Source organism: Colwellia sp. TT2012 (assembly GCF_001440345.1).
Lineage (GTDB): Bacteria > Pseudomonadota > Gammaproteobacteria > Enterobacterales > Alteromonadaceae > Colwellia.
The window spans coordinates 406,920-426,522 of sequence record NZ_LJYX01000021.1 but is presented as its reverse complement, the minus strand read 5'-3'; the positions used below and the strand labels follow the sequence as shown (position 1 = coordinate 426,522).

The following is a 19,603-nucleotide window of genomic DNA, read 5'->3' as shown; positions in this document are numbered from 1 at the left end:
TTGCTACAGCAGTAAATAATTTATGACAGCTAGTATCACTAACTCCACAATTCAAGATCAACAGCTTATTTTAGCCTCGCAATCGCCACGGCGCAGAGAGTTGTTAACACAATTAGGCTATCAATTTACTATACGAGTAAGTGATATTGATGAGACAGTGGTGGCCACTGAAACCGCTCATGACTATGTTTTACGTTTAGCGAAGCTAAAAGCACAACATGTATTGAGGTTATTGCCTACAGCAAAACAAGCCAACAGCCAGGTTTTAGGCTCAGATACCTGTGTGGTATTCAATGGCCAAATATTAGGTAAGCCCGTTAACGAAGCCGATTGTCTTAATACTTTATCGTTATTATCCAATAATCAGCACCAGGTATTAACGGCAATTGCCTTGGCTAGCCAAACGGGTGTCCAGGGGCAAGTGATCAGTACACAAGTGACTTTTAAAGCTCTGAGCAAGGCAGAAATTCACGCTTACTGGTTAACAGGTGAACCGCAAGATAAAGCGGGCAGTTATGGCATTCAGGGAATTGCGGGACAATTTGTTAAATCTATCAACGGCAGCTATTCAGCTGTGGTGGGTTTACCGTTATATGAAACAGCCCAATTACTGGCTAAGGCCGGTTTTATTGGTGCCATTAATGCAAAATAATTTATTGAAGTAAGGGCTATATATGAGTGCCGAGTTATTAATTAATGTTACTCCTAGCGAAACACGTGTTGCTTTGGTGGAAAATGGTTCATTGCAAGAAGTGCATATTGAGCGACAAGGCAAGCGAGGCATTGTTGGCAATGTGTATTTAGGCAAGGTGATTCGTGTTTTACCCGGTATGCAAGCCGCTTTTATTGATATTAACTTAGAGAAAGCGGCTTTTTTGCACGCTTCTGATATTAAAAGCAAACTTATTTTAAAAGAAGAAAATGATCAAGTAGCAGATATTCGCTCTTTAGTGCATGAAGGGCAATACATTATGGTGCAAGTTGTTAAAGATCCCCTTGGCTCTAAAGGCGCACGTTTAACGACAGATATCACCATAGCCTCACGTTACCTAGTGTTAATGCCTCACTCTCAACATGCCGGTGTATCGCTACGCATTGAAGGGGCCGATGAGCGCGAGCGATTAAAAGATATTGTCAGTCCCTATTGTGATGAGCAGCAAGGGTTTATCGTCAGAACTGCGGGTGAAGGTGCTGGCGAGCTTGAGTTACAGCATGATGCTGAGTTCTTACGTAGAGTATGGCAAAAAGTATTAACCCGTAAAGAACGAAAACAAACCAAGTTACCGCTATATCAAGACTTGTCATTGTCTTTTCGAGTACTGAGAGATTTTGTCGGTATTGACATAGAGCGTATTCGGGTTGACTCTAAGCTTACCTATCAAGATTTGGACGCTTTTACTAAAGAATTTGTGCCTGAATTGACGCCGTTATTAGAATATTACCCAGGTGAGCGTCCTATATTTGATTTGTTCTCGGTCGAGCGAGAAATTCAGCGGGCACTACACCGGAAAATAGAGCTGAAGTCTGGGGGCTATTTGATCATAGATCAAACTGAAGCCATGACTACCATAGACATTAATACCGGTGCCTTTGTTGGCCATAGAAACCTTGCCGATACCATTTTTAGTACCAATATAGAGGCAACTCAGGTTATTGCTCGTCAGCTGAGACTCAGAAACCTAGGGGGTATTATCATTGTCGATTTTATCGATATGCACAATGAAGATCATAAACGACGAGTATTGCACAGCCTAGATACGGCGATGAGCAAGGATAAAGTAAAATACAGCCTTCATGGCTTCTCAGCGCTTGGTTTAGTCGAAATGACACGACAACGAACACGTGAAAGTTTAGAGCATGTGTTGTGTGGCGAGTGCCCACTTTGTAGCGGTCGTGGGCATTTAAAAACGGTGGAAACTGTTTGTTTTGAAGTGCTTAGAGAGATAGTTCGAGTAAATCGTGCCCATGAAGCAGATAAGTTTACTGTCTATGCTGCTAGTGCCGTCAGTGAGTTTCTGGTTAATGATGAATACCATAACTTAGCTGAAGTTGAAGTTTTTATTGGTAAGTCGATTAAAGTACTGGCCGAACCCATGTATAATCAGGAACAATTTGACGTTGTGATGATGTAAGACCCATTCGGGTATTTGTAGCATAATAATTATAGGATTCGCTAAGTTTTAATGAGTATTGCAAGCACTGCTAACCGTTGGCTAAACCGCCTTTATAAATCAGTTGCCATTTTATTGGTGTTACTGGCGGTATTAATCAGTGCCTTTCGTTTATTTTTACCCTATGTTCACCATTATAAATTACCCCTGCAAAATTATTTAAACGACTTATCACAAACGAATATTTCCATTGGTGACTTAAGTATGACTTGGCAACGCTCTGGGCCTATTCTGGTCATTAGTGATGTGCAAGTGCTTGACACCGAAAGGGCTTCGATCTTTATTAAACAACTTGAATTACACATTGATTTTTGGCGCAGTATAAGTGAACAAAGGCTTATTTCTAAAAATCTTATTCTTTCTGGCGCTCAAGTTGATATCTCGCAGCGCTTGTGGTTCTCACCCGAAGAGGACAATGTCTTTGAAATGACCGAAACAGATCATGAAGCTAATGATATCGACGTTATCCTTAATGTTTTTCTTCATCGTATAAAACGCTTTTCTATTCGTGATAGCCAATTGACCGTCCGAAATAAAACCATCACTCGTCGCATAGGATTAAATCAATTAGATTGGTTAAACACAGGTGAACGCCATCAAGCACAAGGGAGCGTGGTATTAAACGGCTTGAGCTCTAATAATTTGCTGTTGAAAATAGATTTACAAGGGAAGTCGGGCAGTACTTTATCTGGACAAGTATACTTACAAGCAAATCATATCGATATAACTCCATGGTTAGATGGCATTTTAGTCATTGAAAATGATAAAACCAAAACTGATATTAATTTTTCCGCTTGGCTAGAAGTCAATAACAGCGAAGTTAATCGTTTACAAATAGATATCTCAGATAGCAGCATTAATTGGTTGTTTGACCGCAAAGAACAAAAACTCACGTTAGAACAGGGTCAATTATTACTGGTTAAAGGTAAAAAAGAGCAAAGTTTTAAGCTTTATAGTACGCCGTTATCTCTGCAACTTAACCAACAAACATCACAACAATTTACCGCTATGTTAATTAAGCAAGGCAATGATTTTTCAATGCATCTCTCTGAAATTGATATTGCTATGTTAGCGCAATTAACACCGTTAATTGTGGTAAAACAAGCGACACGTAAAATACTGGCTGAGATGAACTTAAGCGGAAAAATTGAAGACCTATATATTCGTAATTATAATAACGAACTGCAGGTGGTGACTAACTTTTCAACGTTTAATAATAATTATAGCCAAGGGATTCCAGGGTTAGAGAATATTTCTGGGCAATTGAGCTATGTAGACAATTATTTATCGGTAAATTTTAACGCCGAACAGGGCCGGTTAGACTTCGATAAGATGTTTGTGCAAGCTTTTCCCTATCAACGTTTATCAGGGCAGCTCAATGCTAAATTTGATGATGAAGGTTGGGCCTTGACCGTTGAAAAATTTGATTTTATTTCTAAAGAAATCAACTTGTCAGCACAAGTTAAAGTCGAGGTACCGCTTGATGGCGAAGTAAACTTAGCGCTACTGGCGAGTATTTCAAATGCCAATGTCGGCTTAGTGGGCCGTTACTTACCCTTAGCTATTATGAGTGATAACTTAGTGAGTTACCTCAATGCTGCTGTTGTCTCTGGTCGTATTGAAAATGCCCAAGTTTTGATAAATGGTCCTATTAGTCGTTTTCCTTTTTCTGATGGTAGTGGCATTTTTGTCGTTGATGCTGAGTTAAGCAAAGCTGAGTTTAAATTTGTTGAAGGTTGGCCCGCCATTACTGACTTTGCTGCTAATTTAAACTTCACTAATAACGCTATGTTAATTACCGGTCGAGGGGGGAAATTAACAGGCTTGGATGTTACTGGGGTACGAGCAGGAATTACTGATTTAGCCCATGGTCAAGTTTTGACGGTAGATGCTGAGATTAAATCAACAGAGCCGCGTTATATTGGTGACTTGATGAATCAAAGTCCACTTAAAGATAGCGTTGGTAGTGTCTTGGCACAACTACAAATTACCGGTGAGGTGAGTGGTGAATTTCATTTAAATCTACCGCTTAATAATAATGAGCAAGCCTTGGCAAGTGGCACTATCAACTTTAATAATAATCAAGCTAGCTTGCAAACGCCGCAGATGAATTTCAGTGAGGTTAAAGGGCAATTAAGCTTTAGTAATGATAAAATTAGCACCAAAAATTTACAGCTGGTTTGGCAAGGTTTACCTATTGCCCTTGATATCACGGGCATGGATAAAGCGGATTACTACGGTACTGATATTAAACTTTCTGCCTTATGGCAAGAAGAGCAATGGTTGCCCTTTGTACCCGCACAATTACGACAATATACCGAAGGTGAACTTTCGTGGCAAGGCGAACTATCCCTATATCAGCATCATCAAGGTGGTTTTTCATACCAGGCTAATTTTGACTCTGATTTAAACCAAACACAGTTATTGCTACCCCCTCCTTATGATCGTAGTGATAATCAAGAAAACCATTTATCTGTGCAAATTCAGGGTCAGATGGAGCAATCAAAAATAGTGCTCAACTATGGCGATAAAATGCACTTCTCTGGCTTATTAGATCACGATACTACGGCTTTTAGTCGTGCTAATTTAATGCTTGGGCAAGGCACTATGGCATTAGCGAGTGACGGCTTTCATATAACCACTCAGTTACAACAAGCAGATTTTTCCTTGTGGCAACCACTTATCAGCGATATTCTCGATAGTATTAATCAACCTAGTACGGGTATAAGCTCAAGCTCTACACCAAAAAACTCAACGCCGTTTTTAGCCAAACCCAAAAGAATAAGAGGCACCATTGCTCAGTTACAAATACTAGGCCAGCAACTCAATAATGTTTCTTTTAACTTGTTGGATAAACCGCAATGGTGGCTATTACAACTGAATGCCGAAGAAATCCGTAGCCAGATAAAAATTTATCCTGATTGGTTAGGCCAAGGTTTAGAGATCAATGCCGAGTTTTTAAAACTGGCACAGGCTAAACAAGCAACGGCAGCAACAGCAGAGACAGAGTTAGCCTCTGCAAGTCAACAGCCAGATAAAGCTGAAAATGATATTATTTTTGCTAATATCCCGCCGATAAAATTTCATTGTGATAGCTGCTCCGTGGGTTTACTGACACTAGGAGAAGTGGATGTAAATATTAAGCGTATTGATCATCAAACCATAGAGTTTGCTAACTTTACCGCCAAGCGGGGTAAAACACAATTAACCCTTGCAGGTAGTTGGCTTCATAATGAACAAGAATCAACAACCTCGTTAACGGGTCAGTTATCGGTGGATGACATAGAAAGCGAATTACAAGCAATGGGCTACGATTCGATTATAAAAGACAGTGGTGCAGAAGTTGCTCTGAGCTTGAACTGGCCTGGAGGTTTACATAATTTCGATGTCAGTCAATTAAATGGTGATTTTAATGTTAGGTTAGATGATGGCTATTTAGCGGATATTGATGATAAGGCACGCGCTCTGTCGGTGCTCAGTTTACAGTCATTGGTACGTAAGTTGACCCTTGATTTTCGTGATATATTTAGCGATGGTATGTTTTACAGTAATATTAAAGGTGACTATCAATTAAAACAGGGCTTGTTAACTACCGATAATATTGAAATGAAAGGCACTGCCGGCGATTTGTTTATGACTGGGTATACCAATTTAGTCACCGGTGAACTTACTTATGACATGTCATATAAACCCAATTTAACTTCAAGTTTACCAGTCATTGCTTGGATAGCTACCTCTTTGAATCCAATGACTTTTCTTGCTGGTGTTGCCATAGATCAAGTGATAAAATCACAGGTGGTTTACGAGTTGAATTATAAATTAACCGGCAATATTGACAATCCAATTTTTGAGGAAGTAGAGCGTAAAAGTAAGAGAATTAGTCTCGAAGGGGCAGTACCTACGGAAGATGAAAAACAAGAAGAGTCAGCAGTTGATAATACTATCCCGGTGACTTCTTTAAAAAAGGCAGAGGTAATTGATGGTTAAACTGAGCGCAATACAATTGTCATCAGCCGCTAATGTTGCCAGCAACCTTGCAAAAATTGCTGAGTTGCTCGCCAAAATTACGGCAGAGCCGACGGCGGCTAAAAAAAATAGTAGTAGCCTAGGTAAACAAGGCGATGTTATAAAAGAGTCTGATCAGCATTTAGTGGTATTACCTGAATGTTGTTTATATTTTGGTGGTAAGGACAGTGAACAATTAACTTTGGCAAAAAAATCGGCAGCTGAGAATGGGCTTTGTTTAGCTCTTGGTCAACTGGCTAAGCAGTTTAAGGTGTATTTAGTCGCGGGTACTGTGCCTATTTTAACGACTTCAGCGACTAAATTTACTAATAGTTGCTGTGTGTTTAGCCCTAGTGGTGACTTGATAGGGCAATACGATAAAATGCATTTATTTGATGTCAATGTCAGCGATAATACTAACCGTTATTGTGAGTCTCACTACACCCAAGCGGGCAAAGAGCTAAGTGTAGTCAACACTGTATTTGCTAAGGTTGGCCTATCTGTGTGCTTCGACTTACGCTTTCCCAACTTATTTCAACGATTGACGAAAGCGGGTGCAGAGATCATTACCGTACCCAGTGCCTTTACTAAAGTAACCGGCAAAGCGCACTGGCAAATATTATTGCAAGCAAGGGCGATAGAAAATCAAGTCTATATTATTGCTGCCGGGCAAGAAGGGGTTCATGAAAATGGCCGCGAAACTTGGGGGCATTCAATGATTATTAACCCGTGGGGCGAAATTGAACAGAGCATAGCCACAGGTGAAGGTTTTATTACCGTTGAATACCAAAAAAAATCAGTAACAGGCATACGTCAAAACATGCCGTTGAACTCGCCGCTGAATAATTAATTGCAGCGACTATAATTAAAGAACATAGCAAAAGAGCCCATACCTAATGAATAGTGTTGAAAAATCCTTATTAAGTGATAGTCATATTGATGATGAAGTATTAATCAAAACCTTGAAAAGTATGATGGGACGAAAAGTTGATTACGCTGATTTATATTTTCAAGCGAGTCAGCATGAATCCTGGGTGTTAGAAGATGGAATTATTAAAGAAGGCTCGTATAACATTGAACGTGGTGTTGGCGTAAGAGCCATTTCAGGCGAGAAAACAGGTTTTGCTTATTCTGATGAAATCTCCCCTGAAGCATTACAGCAGGCGGCAGATGCTGCCAAAGGTATTGCGGATAGTGGCAAAGGGGCAACCGTGAAAGCGTTTAACCGCACTACACCTATCAAGGTTTATCAATCAGTTGAGCCACTTGGCAGTTTAACCCAAGAGCAAAAAATCGATTTATTACATCAAGTTGAGGCACATGCGCGGCAAGTGGATAGCCGGGTTAAGCAGGTAATTGCCAGCTTATCAGCAGTCTATGAAACTATTTTAATCAGTGCTAGTGATGGTACTTACGCTACGGATATCCGGCCGTTAGTGCGATTAAATTGTTCAGTCTTAGTCGAAGACAATGGCAAGCGTGAGCGAGCGAGTGCCGGTGGTGGCGCACGTACTGATTATAGTTACTTCTTTGAAGTTGAGCCGGGTGATAACAAAGCACGTTACCTTGCGTATGCTGAAGAGTCAGTTAGACAAGCGTTAGTCAACTTAGTGGCCATTGAAGCTCCAGCAGGCACTTACCCTGTGGTATTGGGTGCTGGCTGGCCTGGCGTATTATTACATGAAGCGGTTGGTCATGGTTTAGAGGGCGATTTTAACCGTAAAGGCTCGTCAGCCTTTTCAGGTAAAATCGGTCAAAAAGTGACCTCTGAGCTTTGTACCATTGTTGATGATGGTACCTTAGTTAACCGCCGTGGCTCTATCTCTATAGATGATGAAGGTACACCTGGGCAATATAACGTCTTAATCGAAAAGGGTATTTTAAAAGGTTACATGCAAGATAAGCATAATGCAGCTTTAATGGGTGTAAAGCCAACAGGTAATGGCCGACGTGAATCTTATGCCCATTTACCTATGCCACGCATGACCAATACTTATATGTTAGCAGGGGAGTCTAGCCCTGAAGATATTATTAAGTCGGTGAAAAAAGGTATTTTTGCACCAAACTTTGCCGGAGGTCAGGTTGATATCACGTCGGGTAAGTTCGTTTTTACCACCTCAGAAGCTTATTTAATTGAAGATGGTGAAATAACCTCACCGGTAAAAGGTGTTACTTTAATAGGCAATGGTCCCGATGCAATGAAACGGATCAGTATGGTTGGTAACGACTTAAAACTTGATGCTGGTGTTGGTATTTGTGGCAAAGATGGTCAAAGTATACCGGTTGGTGTCGGTCAACCGACCTTGAAAATTGATGAAATAACGATTGGTGGTACTCAGTAGTTAGCCCTTTCTATGCAGCAAGCACTGATTTTTCAATGAGTGCTTGCTGATAGTTACTCGCGCTGAGCTTTTCGGACTTTTCCTTAGGCGTTTGCTTTTAGGTAAAGGAATAAGCTTTTATAATGCTTACCTTGTTTCTCGGCTTTTTTCTCTTTTACTGCGTTACGCACTAACTGCTTAATTTTTTGACGTTCAATTTGTGGGAATTCACTAATTAAAGCTTCAACAGCATCATTACCTTGGGCAATTAATTCATCTCTAATACTTTCTAACCGAACAAATTTTGCTGTTTCTTGTTGATGTTTATTGGCCATCACTTCGATAGCATGGTGAATTGGCTCTAGGTCGGTTTCCACTAATATTTTACCTATATGACGAATGTGACGGCGTAAAGCTTCATGTTTATTGGCGATCTTGTCAGCTAAAACCATAGCATATTTTAGCTCTTCGGTTAAAGGCAAACGACTACGCTGATGCTTAGACATATCCACTAAGCTTTGGCCGAAATCTTGCAATTTATGCATTTCACGCTTTATTTCGGATTTACTTTTATATTCTTCTTCTATTTCTTCTGATGAATCGTCGATATCGTTGGCTGACTGGGGCATAATAATGTCTAATACCATGGTAAAATAAATAATAATTATCCTTATTATATCATTAAATTTATCGGGGCTGTTGATTTTTCGCGGTCAAACCCTGTTCGAGATAAAGGTGTTTTATTTGCGGCGAGTGCTGTCTAGCCTAGTCACGCTAAGAAATTAGGAAATTTAATCTCGATAGTGCCCAGTACTTAATAGGCTAAGTTGCTGTTTTAGCCTTGTTAATCCTTAAAAAGAAAAGAGAAAGTAGAAACCAATATGACCCCAGCCTCTAAATCCCAAGATCCAATCACACAACAACTTAGCGACGTTAAAGCACGTGTTGCCACTGTACTTGAACTCGCTAAATCTCTTGGCGCCGATGGTGCTGAAGTAGCGATGAGTCGCCAACAAGGTTTAAGTGTAAGTACCCGTATGGGTGAAGTGGAAAATGTTGAATTTACTAATGATGGCGCTTTAGGCATTACTGTTTATCGACAAGGACGTAAAGGCAGTGCTTCAACGGCAGACTTGTCAGAGCAAGCACTGATTAAAACGGTTACTGCGGCAGTAAATATTGCCAAGTATACCTCGGTTGATGATTGTTCGGGTTTAGCAGATAAAGCACTGCTGGCAATGCAACCACTGGACTTGGATTTATATCATCCACATGAAATAAGTACCGAAGAGGCGATTGAACTGGCCAAAGAGTGTGAGGAAAGCGCCTTAGCAGTAGATGCTCGTATTAGTAATTCAGACGGTGCCAGCTTTGATAGTTTTTCGGGTTTTAAAGTTTATGGTAATAGTCATGGCCAGTTGGTGGGCTATCCAAGTACTCGCCATAGTTTAAGCTGTGTGATGATTGCTAGTGACGGTGACAATATGGAGCGGGATTATGCTTACACGGTTAATCGTGATTTTGCTTTACTAGAAAATGCCAAAAATATTGGTGTGCAAGCGTCACAAGAGGTGTTATCTCGTCTCAATCCACAAACCATAGCGACCAGTAAAGTTCCGGTATTATTTAGAGCGGATATTGCCAATACTATTTGGGGACATTTTATTGCCGCTATCAGTGGTGGCAACTTATATCGTAAATCCTCTTTTTTACTTGATGCCATTGGGAATGATGTTTTTCCTAAGTTTTTAAATATCAGTGAAAGACCTCACATTGCAAGGGCGTTGGCCAGTAGCGCTTTTGATAGTGAAGGCGTATTAACGCAAGATCGGGAAATTATTAGTCAAGGTGCCTTACAAACTTATCTATTGACTAGCTATTCCGCCCGTAAGCTTGGGCTAACTACCACAGGCCATGCCGGTGGTATTCATAATTGGCTGGTTGACGCCAAAGGTCATGATGGTAGTTTTGATGCTATGTTAAAAACCCTAGGAACCGGTTTACTGGTGACCGAATTAATGGGACAAGGCGTTAATATTATTAATGGTGATTACTCTCGTGGTGCGGCTGGATTTTGGGTTGAAAATGGTGAAATTGCTTATCCAGTGAGTGAAATTACTATTGCCGGGAATTTAGCGCAGATGTTTAAAGGTATTGTTGCGGTTGGCTCTGATGTTGATTTACGCGGTAGTATCCGCACCGGTTCAATTTTGATTGATGAGATGCAAGTCGCCGGACATTAGTTCCTCGATTACTAAAATAAAAAAGCGTTATCAATACACTATTGATAACGCTTTTTTGTTAGCTATGATATTTACGTTATATTTCGATCCGTCATTACTAGGTAACCTGAAGCGGTTAATTGCAATACCTGTGTAGGTAAGCCTTTATGTAAGAAACAGCGTAGCAGTCCCTAAGAAAGCAAAGATACCCACCACATCGGTCACCGTAGTGATAATGACACTGCCGGCTAGCGCAGGATCAATCTTATAACGCTTTAACAGCAGTGGAATACTGACACCTGCAATTCCAGCGGCGGTCATATTCATCAACATGGCGAAAGCAATTACACCACCAAGCATTAAATCTTGTTTCCATATCGCTACGACCGTGGCAATTAATGTCGCCCAAATAAGGCCATTTAAAAAGCCAATCGCTACTTCTTTACTCAGTAGTGCCCGGGCATTACTGTCACCGACATGACCTAATGCCATACCACGGATAACCAGCGTTAAGGTTTGATTACCAGCAACACCACCCATACTGGGCACCAAAGAGTTCAATACGGCTAAAATAGCCAATTGTTGAAAGACATCTTCAAACATACTGGTCACGGCAACAGCCATCAATGCGGTGATTAGGTTTACCCCCAGCCATAATGTGCGCTGCTTAGTACTTTTAATTACCGGGGCAAATGTATCCGCTTCATCGTCTAAACCCGCCATACTCATCATAGAGTGTTCGGCATTCTCACGGATGATATCAATTACGTCATCAATGGTTATCCGCCCGAGTAAGTGACCTTGCTCATCAATTACGGGAGCAGAAAACCAATCGTGACGTTCAAACAGCTGGGCAACATCTTGCTCATCCATATTTGCTTGCACCGCTTCTACTTCAGCATTAATCAAACAAGAGACGATAGCTTCTGCCTTGGCTGTTACTATGGCAGCAAGCGATACCACACCAATAAAACGATTGTTACGGTCAACGACATAGAAGGAGTCAGTCGCATCTGGCAGGTTACCTTTGAGACGCAAGTAGCGTAATACTACCTTAACACTTACCTCAGGACGCAAGGTGATTGTATCGGTATTCATTATGCCACCGGCAGTATCTTCTTCATAAGATAAGGCGGTTTCGACCCGGCTACGGTTTTGTGAGTCCATCGAATCGAGGACTTCGTTAAAAATACTGTCAGGTAATGTACGTAAAACTTCAGCTAAATCATCAACGTCCATGCCTTCGGCAACCGCTGCAAGCTTTTCAGGCCGCATGCTGGTAAGAATGCCTTTACGGACTTCCTCATTAAGTTCTTCGAGCACTTCACCATGAAAATCAGGATCAATAAGTTGCCAAAGTATCGGTCTATTTTTTGCTGTGGAAGACTCTAAAATAAGGGCTAGATTGAAGGCCGGCATATGTTGCAGCAGTTTTCGTACATAGACGAACATACCACTGCTAAGCGCTTCGTTAACTTGTTGTAACCTTTGTTGGTTAAATTCTTGTTCTGATACTTCTGGCATAGCCTACTCTGCCTCTTTGGTATTTAGTACACCGAAAACCCTGTAAGAATGTGTCGCTGTGAAAGTAGCGAAACTGAGGGTTACTTAAGGATAAAAGAAAACAGCTTTCTTTGGGAAACAGCTGAAAATCAGCGTAAGTTTATCGTAACTTAGTGTTTTTATCAGCTTTTTAATCTTGAGATAGGTATTTATTTAGTCGATATTTTTTATTCAGCTTCATCAAATTTATCAGAAATAAGTTGGCATATTTCAGTTAACGCTAGTTGTGCATCTTCGCCTTGTGCGGTGATATTAACTGTTTTTCCTTGGCCACCCGCTAAGAGCATTAGCGCCATAATACTCCCTGCGTTGGCTTGTTTTCCCGCTAATTCTAGGGTAATTTGTGCGGAAAATTTTTGGCTTAATTGTGCAAGTTTAGTGGCGGCACGTGCGTGTAAACCCAACTTATTACAAATAGTCACTTGTTGGGATTTTTTTGGCAATACTATAGCACTCATGACTCTGCTCACTTATTAAGTTGATTTTATATCAATATCTCTATGGTGCGTTTGAATATCTTCGCGCTCTTTACGGAAATTCTTGGCTAGCATTTCTGCGATATAAACGGATCTATGTTTGCCACCGGTACAACCAATAGCTATGGTGACATAACTACGATTATTGCGTTCTAAGTGTGGTAACCATGTCATCATAAAACTGTTAATTTGCCAAATAAACTTAGTGACTATCGCTTGGCTGGCAAGAAAATCTTTGACCGCTGCATCAACTCCTGTTTTGCCCTTCAGTGATTTCTCCCAAAAAGGATTAGGTAAAAACCTCGCGTCAAAAACATAATCGGCATCGATTGGAATACCGTGTTTAAAACCAAACGATTTAAAGACCAATACCATGGAACCGGTCTTTTTTCCTAAAATTCTTTCCCTGACTAAATCAGCAAGTTGATGAGGTGTCAGTTGGCTAGTATTTATGTATAAGTCAGCATTCGTTGATATCGGCTCTAATAATGATTTTTCTCGGGTAATCGCTTGCTCAAGGGTCATATTCTCCTTTATAAGGGGGTGTAAACGACGTGTTTCACTAAAGCGCCGGATTAAGTCTTTATCATCGGCATCAAGAAATAAGGTATTAACGTCCACTGCTCTAGGCAAGTAGGCAATGATTTCTGGAATATCTTCGGGATCTTTAGGTAAATTTCGTACATCTAAACTGACGGCAACGTTTTCATAGTCATTGATAACCGTATGGATTAATGCAGGTAAGAGGTTAATCGGAATGTTATCGACACAATAATAACCAAGATCTTCTAATACGCGTAGGGCAACTGATTTACCCGAGCCAGAGCGGCCACTAACTATGATTAGTTTCATTCTTATATCTTATATCCGTGTACTTTACTATATGGCATCTAGGGTATTACTAGCTTGTTGAATTAGGTTATAGAGTGCTTGATTATCATGGCATTTACGAACTCGCTTAATCATCTTTTTATTACTAAATAATTTAGCGATACTTTGTAGGGTAATTAAGTGTTCTTTACAGCTATTTTCTGGCACAAATAAGGCAATAAAAACATCTACATTTCTATTATCTATAGCATCAAAATCAATAGCTTGCTCTGTTGTTATTAACACTGCGACAGCTTTATTGGCATTAGGTAATCGACCATGGGGTATGGCAATGCCGTTACCTATGCCGGTACTACCCATTTTCTCTCTATTAAGTAAACTTTCTAGCAGATCATCTTGTTCTATATCACCGATTTGCTTGGCAGCGAGTTGACAAATTTTTTCTAAAATACGTTTTTTACTAGTGATTTCTACATCACAAGTGGTACAGCTTGTTGTTAATATTTCTGATAATTGCATAATGGAGTTAATTTTTTAGGCGCCAAACTGTGCTAATTCATTTAGCTTAGGGCGCCAGATTTATCGGCTTTAATTACTTTAAAGCGTATTCATAATTTAGCTCAGCTTAGTGCTGAGCTAGCTTACCTTTATATTTAAGGATTTGTCTATCAAGTTTATCAACTAAAGTATCAATAGAAACATACATGTCGCCGTTAACTGCTGAGGCAAACACTTCACCACCATTAATATGGATATTGGCTTCTGCTTTTTGGTTAAGCTTTTCTACGGTAAGTACGACATTAATATTATTGATATGGTCAAAATGTCGCTCTAGTTTTGAGAATTTGCTATCAACATATTTGCGTAATGAACTTGTTACTTCTACATGGTGGCCAGAAAGATTAATTTGCATAAGCATGATCCTTTTATAGTCGTGTTTTAAAGTAAACTCTTACGTTGGTTTGACGGTGGTATTGCTAATGATTCTCGGTATTTAGCAATGGTTCGTCGCGCTACTTTTATTCCCTGCTCGGCCAATATATCAGCCATTTTGCTATCACTTAACGGTTTCGCAGGTGTTTCCGCTAAGATAAGTTTTTTAATTAAGGAGCGAATTGCTGTTGATGAACATTCACCACCATTTTCGGTACTAACATGGCTGGAGAAAAAGTATTTTAACTCGAAAATCCCTCTCGGTGTGTGCATGTATTTTTGCGTGGTCACTCGAGATATGGTGGATTCGTGCATATCAACAGCTTCAGCAATATCGTTTAACACCATAGGACGCATGGCTTCAGCACCATGCTCTAAAAAACCTTGCTGACGCTGAACTATGCAATTGGAAACCTTGAGTAAAGTGTCATTACGAGATTCTAAGCTCTTAATAAACCATTTGGCTTCTTGTAAGTTAGATCTAATAAATTGACCATCATTAGTTGATGATTTCATTGTTTTAGACATGGCAGCATATTGCTTATTAATAGAGAGTTTTGGTGCCGTGTCCGAATTTAACTCAACCACCCAGCGACCATTTTTCTTTTCAACGGTAACATCAGGAATAACGTATTGATTATCACCTTTTATTACCGCATCACCTGGACGAGGATTTAAGCTTTGAATTAAACGCATAACTTCACGCAGTTGATCTTCTTTTAATTTGGTTTTACGCATTAACTGACGGTAATCTCGGTTACCGAGTAAATCAATATGTTCATTGATAATGAGTTTACTTTCTTTCAGATAAGGGGTATCAGCACTAAATTGATTCAACTGAATAAGTAAACAATCAGCAATTGAGCGAGCAGCGACGCCAATAGGGTCAAACATATTAATACGTTTTAAGACAGCTTCAACTTCATCTAGCTCTAGCCCTTCTGTACCGACACTTTCTAGAATTTCTTCTGGTGATACGGTTAAATAACCGGCATCATCAACCGCTTCAATAATGGCAATAGCGATGGTTTTATCGGTATCAGTGAAAGGCGTTAATTCCATTTGCCACAATAGATGATCTTGAATGGAGTCCTTGGTTTCCCCTTGATAGGTATAATCATCGGCAGGGCTACTGACTGCGCCAGTATTTGAAACGCCAGCACTGTAACTTTCTTCCCAGGTTGTATCGATATTTAGCTCTTCGGGTATTTCCTTTTTTTCCATGGCTTCAGAGGTACTGATTTCGTCAATACTTGCTGGTTGCTCTTCACTACCGTCACTTGTTGGCAGCTCAGTGTTAGTTTCAGAGACACTGGTTGAAAATGCTTCTTCAAGATTGTTTTCATCGCTAGTATTTTCATTTTGAACTTTTTCATCAAGCTCAAGTAATGGATTACTCTCTAGTATTTCTTGAATTTCTTGTTGTAATTCTAACGTTGACAATTGCAACAGCTTGATTGCTTGTTGCAATTGCGGAGTCATGGTTAATTGTTGTCCAATACGGAGCTGTAGTGTAGGTCGCATCTAGGTTATATGATTTCCTATTTATTATTCTTAGCAGCTATAGCTTGGTAATCTATTACTACTTTACTCTTAAAGTGTTCTGCTTAAAGCCAGTCATTTTCGCTTTAGTATAGCTTTACTATAGCGTGAATTGTTCGCCAAGGTATACATCTCTCACTTTTTGATTAGCAAGAATTTGCTTGGCATTGCCTTGGGCAATTATTTCACCGTGACTAACGATATAGGCATGCTCACAAACGTCTAACGTTTCTCTGACATTATGGTCGGTGATTAATATGCCTATGCCTCGTTCCTTTAATTGTAATATTATTTTTTTAATGTCGCCAACCGAAATAGGGTCAACACCAGCAAAGGGTTCATCTAATAAAATAAATTGTGGTTCAGCCGCTAATGCTCGGGCAATTTCAACGCGTCGTCGTTCACCACCTGACAAACTCATACCGGTATTATCTTTGATATGACAAATATGAAACTCTTCTAACAGGTGTTCAAGTTTTTCCGCGCGTTGTGTTTCATTAAGCTCTTTACGTGTTTGTAAGATAGCCATGATATTATCACTAACGGTGAGTTTTCTAAAAATGGATGCTTCTTGCGGTAAATAACCTATGCCCATGCGGGCTCTTTCATGCATAGGAATAAGTGTTAAGTCTTGGCCATTGAGTTTGATAGTGCCACCGTCATTGGGGACTAAGCCAACAATCATATAAAATGAGGTGGTTTTTCCAGCGCCATTGGGTCCTAATAAGCCAACTATTTGCCCAGCATTAACTTGTAAGCTGACATTTTTAACTACTTGTCTATTTTTATAGGACTTAGATAAACCCTCGGCAATTAAGGTGTTGACAGAAGTCTTACTATCGATATTAGTTGCCACTGCCATTACCTTTTATATCTGCTTCTTGCTCAATTACTTTATTAGCGGGTTGTTCCGCTTTAGACATTTCGTGAGTTTCTTTTTGCTTTTTTAAGATTGTTGGTTGCAGTATGGTGGTAACAGATTGGTTATCAGAGCCCTGAGCTTCTAGTTTTTCGCTTAAGGTATTATAAGTGATTATATCCCCACTGACCTCACTACCCGCTTGCTTGACCAGCGCATTACCTGAAATTTTGATCATATGGGCGTTAGGGGTATAGGTTATTTCATCGGCTTGTAAGCTAATTAAGCTACCGTCTTCGAGTCGTTGCTCAAAGGTAGCAGGATTTCCTTTGGCTAAATAGGTATCATTTTTTTCACCGCTTTTTTTATCAATACGACTAAATACCTTAACTATATCTGCGGTAATGGAAATAGAGCCTTGTCTAATACTGACATTATCTAAATAACTGGCAATTTTGTTTTTAAGGTCGGCAGATTGTCGTTGTGATTTAATGGTAATTTCTTGCTCTAAATCTTTTTTAGCCGCGTGGGCATTAGTCAATAAGAATAGGCTGCAAGTTAGGGCTAGTACTTTCAAAGTACCTTGGTATAAATTAGCTGTCATCATGTTTCTTATAAATTGTGCGTTCATGCTGGGTTAGGGTCATTTTTTTAGTGTTCAAATCGATAATTAATCCTGAGCCGTACATGGTGAAATCCCTGCCGACCACAATAACGGCTTGCTCTGAACTAATAATATTGGTTTTTAAATCTAATACGATTTCTTTACAGTGAATCTCTTTTATTAAGCTATCAATTTCAGTTGCTTGAATATGCACCTGCCTTTTCAATTCAACACGATTATCTTTGTACAGTGTTGCTTCTTTGGCACTGATTTTCCACGGTTTACCTTGTTTTTGTGGATATAAAGTATAATGTGGTGCTTCAAAGTAACTCACCTCCAAATCTGCATAATGTTCCATTCGCTCAGCTTCAATGGTGTGAGACAATTGTCCCGATTTACTATAAATTTTACTTTGTAGTTTCTCGGCGATAAAGTCAGGGCGCTGTTCATCAACGATTAAAGTATCTTGCTCTATTGATGCAGTGCGCCATTCAATAATGCCATAGATTAGTGCGCTAAGCAGTAAAACAAATAGCGCTAGGCTATTTAATCGGCTCATACACTTGCGCCTGTAGCGTTGTCCAAGTTGCCTTGACTTTGCATAATTAAGTCACATATTTCCCGCACAGCACCAAAACCGCCGCGAGTAAAAGTAGTGTAATCAGCGCCCCGTAATACTAGCGGATGAGCATCGAATACACTAATTCCTAAACCAACAGTTTTAATACAAGATAAATCAGGGATATCATCACCTATGTAGGCTACCTCTGTAAGGTCAATATTTAATTGCTGAGCTAACTCAATTAATGCCGGTAATTTATCTTCTTGACCTTGAATAATATGCGCTACTTGCAAAGCTTTCATACGATTGGCCACGATAATAGAGTTTCTGCCAGTAATAATAGCAACAGCAACACCACTAGCACCTAAGGCTTTTATGCCAAAGCCATCTTTTGTGTGAAATGCTTTTAGCTCTTCACCATCGTTACCCAGATATATTCTACCGTCAGAAAATACGCCGTCAACATCACAAACGAGTAATTTTATTTTTTCAGCTTTAGCGAGAATGTTGCTTTGAACCTCTCCGTATAAGGTATTCATTAAAGTACTCCAGCACGTAATAGATCATGCATATTCATGGCACCAACGGGGATATTGTTGTTATCGACAATAATTAGGCCGTTAATTTTTTTATCTTCCATTATTTTTAAGGCCTGAGCCGCGAGCATGTCACTTTGCGCAACCTGCGGGTTGAGCGTCATGACCGTGCTGATACTATCACTGTGTATATCTATTCTATTATCTAATACTCGACGAAGATCACCATCAGTAAATAAACCAACTAATTTTTGCTCATCATTCACTATCGCAGTCATGCCTAAACCCTTTAATGACATTTCCACCAAGGCATCTTTGATAAGAGCATGTTCAGCAACCACTGGTACTCGTTCGCCTTGGTGCATAATATCATTTAGGCGCAATAATAAGCGCTTACCTAAACTGCCTCCAGGGTGAGATAAAGCGAAATCATCAGCGGTAAAACCACGGGCATTCAATAAGGCAACAGCCAATGCATCTCCCATGACTAAGGTTGCTGTAGTGCTTGATGTTGGTGCTAAGCCAAGTGGACAAGCTTCAGCGGAGACCTTAATACAAATATGGGTATCGGCTAATTTAGCTAAGGTCGAATCAGTATTACCTGTCATTGAAATTAATTTAGCACCAATGCGTTTAATAACGGGGATGATGGCGAGCACTTCACTGGTTTCGCCTGAATAGGAGATGCTCAATACTACATCATTGCTGGTGATCATACCTAAATCGCCATGGCTGGCTTCGCCAGGGTGGACAAAAAATGAGGGTGTACCCGTACTGGCGAGGGTCGCGGCTATTTTACCGCCAATATGACCTGACTTGCCCATACCAATAACGATCACTCGACCTTTACAATGGAACATGAGTTGGCAGGCAAGTTCAAAGCTATCATCAATATATTGCACTAATTCAGCAATGGCTTGCTGCTCAATCTCAATTACGTTTTTTGCTAACTGTTTGAAATTTTTCATAATGATTAAT

At 40.0% G+C, this 19,603-nt stretch carries 18 protein-coding genes; 6 read left to right on the top strand and 12 right to left on the bottom strand.

What is annotated here, in order from left to right; translation table 11 throughout:
- Nucleotides 1-22: 22 nt before the first annotated feature.
- From ASU03_RS15840 to tldD, 5 genes are read left to right on the top strand one after another with little or no spacing between them, the layout of a single operon-like run.
- Nucleotides 23-652: a Maf family protein gene (locus ASU03_RS15840; RefSeq protein ID WP_057832738.1), complete on the top strand. Its 630-nt coding sequence runs from the start codon at nucleotides 23-25 to the stop codon at nucleotides 650-652.
- A 22-nt stretch (nucleotides 653-674) separates the two neighbouring features.
- On the top strand, nucleotides 675-2,132 hold the full coding sequence (rng, locus tag ASU03_RS15835) for a ribonuclease G (protein ID WP_057832737.1): 1,458 nt from the start codon (nucleotides 675-677) through the stop codon (nucleotides 2,130-2,132).
- Between the two features lie 51 nt (nucleotides 2,133-2,183).
- Nucleotides 2,184-6,158 carry a YhdP family protein gene (locus ASU03_RS15830; RefSeq protein WP_057832736.1) on the top strand — a complete coding sequence of 1,325 codons (3,975 nt, stop codon included), beginning with the start codon at nucleotides 2,184-2,186 and terminating at the stop codon, nucleotides 6,156-6,158.
- Complete coding sequence (locus tag ASU03_RS15825) at nucleotides 6,151-7,026, top strand: carbon-nitrogen hydrolase family protein (protein ID WP_057832735.1); 876 nt, start codon at nucleotides 6,151-6,153, stop codon at nucleotides 7,024-7,026. Before ASU03_RS15830 ends, ASU03_RS15825 begins: the two co-directional genes overlap by 8 nt.
- Nucleotides 7,027-7,072: 46 nt before the next feature.
- Nucleotides 7,073-8,518: a metalloprotease TldD gene (gene tldD, locus ASU03_RS15820; protein ID WP_057832734.1), complete on the top strand. Its 1,446-nt coding sequence runs from the start codon at nucleotides 7,073-7,075 to the stop codon at nucleotides 8,516-8,518.
- A gap of 83 nt (nucleotides 8,519-8,601) precedes the next feature.
- Here the strand turns inward: tldD and yjgA are convergent, their stop codons facing one another.
- On the bottom strand, nucleotides 8,602-9,126 hold the full coding sequence (gene yjgA / locus ASU03_RS15815; protein WP_231731610.1) for a ribosome biogenesis factor YjgA: 525 nt from the start codon (nucleotides 9,124-9,126) through the stop codon (nucleotides 8,602-8,604).
- Nucleotides 9,127-9,378: 252 nt separating this feature from the next.
- On the opposite strand from yjgA, the gene pmbA reads away from it, so the two are divergent.
- The gene (gene pmbA / locus ASU03_RS15810) at nucleotides 9,379-10,740 is read left to right on the top strand and encodes a metalloprotease PmbA (protein ID WP_057832732.1); all 1,362 of its coding nucleotides are present in this window, start codon (nucleotides 9,379-9,381) and stop codon (nucleotides 10,738-10,740) included.
- A 144-nt stretch (nucleotides 10,741-10,884) separates the two neighbouring features.
- Here pmbA and mgtE read toward each other — a convergent pair whose 3' ends face one another.
- The 11 genes from mgtE to ASU03_RS15755 form a co-directional block, all read right to left on the bottom strand.
- Nucleotides 10,885-12,243: a magnesium transporter gene (gene mgtE / locus ASU03_RS15805; RefSeq protein ID WP_057832731.1), complete on the bottom strand. Its 1,359-nt coding sequence runs from the start codon at nucleotides 12,241-12,243 to the stop codon at nucleotides 10,885-10,887.
- Nucleotides 12,244-12,449: 206 nt separating this feature from the next.
- Nucleotides 12,450-12,725: an HPr family phosphocarrier protein gene (locus ASU03_RS15800; protein WP_057832981.1), complete on the bottom strand. Its 276-nt coding sequence runs from the start codon at nucleotides 12,723-12,725 to the stop codon at nucleotides 12,450-12,452.
- A gap of 30 nt (nucleotides 12,726-12,755) precedes the next feature.
- The gene (rapZ, locus tag ASU03_RS15795; RefSeq protein WP_057832730.1) at nucleotides 12,756-13,610 is read right to left on the bottom strand and encodes an RNase adapter RapZ; all 855 of its coding nucleotides are present in this window, start codon (nucleotides 13,608-13,610) and stop codon (nucleotides 12,756-12,758) included.
- A 27-nt stretch (nucleotides 13,611-13,637) separates the two neighbouring features.
- A complete protein-coding gene (gene ptsN, locus ASU03_RS15790; RefSeq protein WP_057182607.1) occupies nucleotides 13,638-14,108 on the bottom strand; it encodes a PTS IIA-like nitrogen regulatory protein PtsN in 471 nt (156 codons plus the stop codon).
- 106 nt (nucleotides 14,109-14,214) lie between these two features.
- The gene (gene hpf / locus ASU03_RS15785; protein ID WP_057832729.1) at nucleotides 14,215-14,502 is read right to left on the bottom strand and encodes a ribosome hibernation promoting factor; all 288 of its coding nucleotides are present in this window, start codon (nucleotides 14,500-14,502) and stop codon (nucleotides 14,215-14,217) included.
- 26 nt (nucleotides 14,503-14,528) lie between these two features.
- Nucleotides 14,529-16,046, bottom strand: a complete 1,518-nt coding sequence (locus ASU03_RS15780; protein WP_057832728.1) for an RNA polymerase factor sigma-54 — start codon at nucleotides 16,044-16,046, stop codon at nucleotides 14,529-14,531.
- Between the two features lie 118 nt (nucleotides 16,047-16,164).
- Nucleotides 16,165-16,920: an LPS export ABC transporter ATP-binding protein gene (gene lptB / locus ASU03_RS15775; protein ID WP_231731609.1), complete on the bottom strand. Its 756-nt coding sequence runs from the start codon at nucleotides 16,918-16,920 to the stop codon at nucleotides 16,165-16,167.
- Nucleotides 16,910-17,527: a lipopolysaccharide transport periplasmic protein LptA gene (gene lptA / locus ASU03_RS15770; RefSeq protein WP_057832726.1), complete on the bottom strand. Its 618-nt coding sequence runs from the start codon at nucleotides 17,525-17,527 to the stop codon at nucleotides 16,910-16,912. The genes lptB and lptA overlap by 11 nt, the downstream gene beginning before the upstream one ends.
- Nucleotides 17,517-18,086: an LPS export ABC transporter periplasmic protein LptC gene (gene lptC / locus ASU03_RS15765; RefSeq protein ID WP_057832725.1), complete on the bottom strand. Its 570-nt coding sequence runs from the start codon at nucleotides 18,084-18,086 to the stop codon at nucleotides 17,517-17,519. Before lptC ends, lptA begins: the two co-directional genes overlap by 11 nt.
- On the bottom strand, nucleotides 18,083-18,628 hold the full coding sequence (kdsC, locus tag ASU03_RS15760; protein ID WP_057832724.1) for a 3-deoxy-manno-octulosonate-8-phosphatase KdsC: 546 nt from the start codon (nucleotides 18,626-18,628) through the stop codon (nucleotides 18,083-18,085). Before kdsC ends, lptC begins: the two co-directional genes overlap by 4 nt.
- Nucleotides 18,628-19,593 (bottom strand): KpsF/GutQ family sugar-phosphate isomerase, encoded by a 966-nt coding sequence (locus tag ASU03_RS15755; protein WP_057832723.1) that lies wholly within the window; start codon nucleotides 19,591-19,593, stop codon nucleotides 18,628-18,630. The genes kdsC and ASU03_RS15755 overlap by 1 nt, the downstream gene beginning before the upstream one ends.
- Between the last annotated feature and the right edge of the window lie 10 nt (nucleotides 19,594-19,603).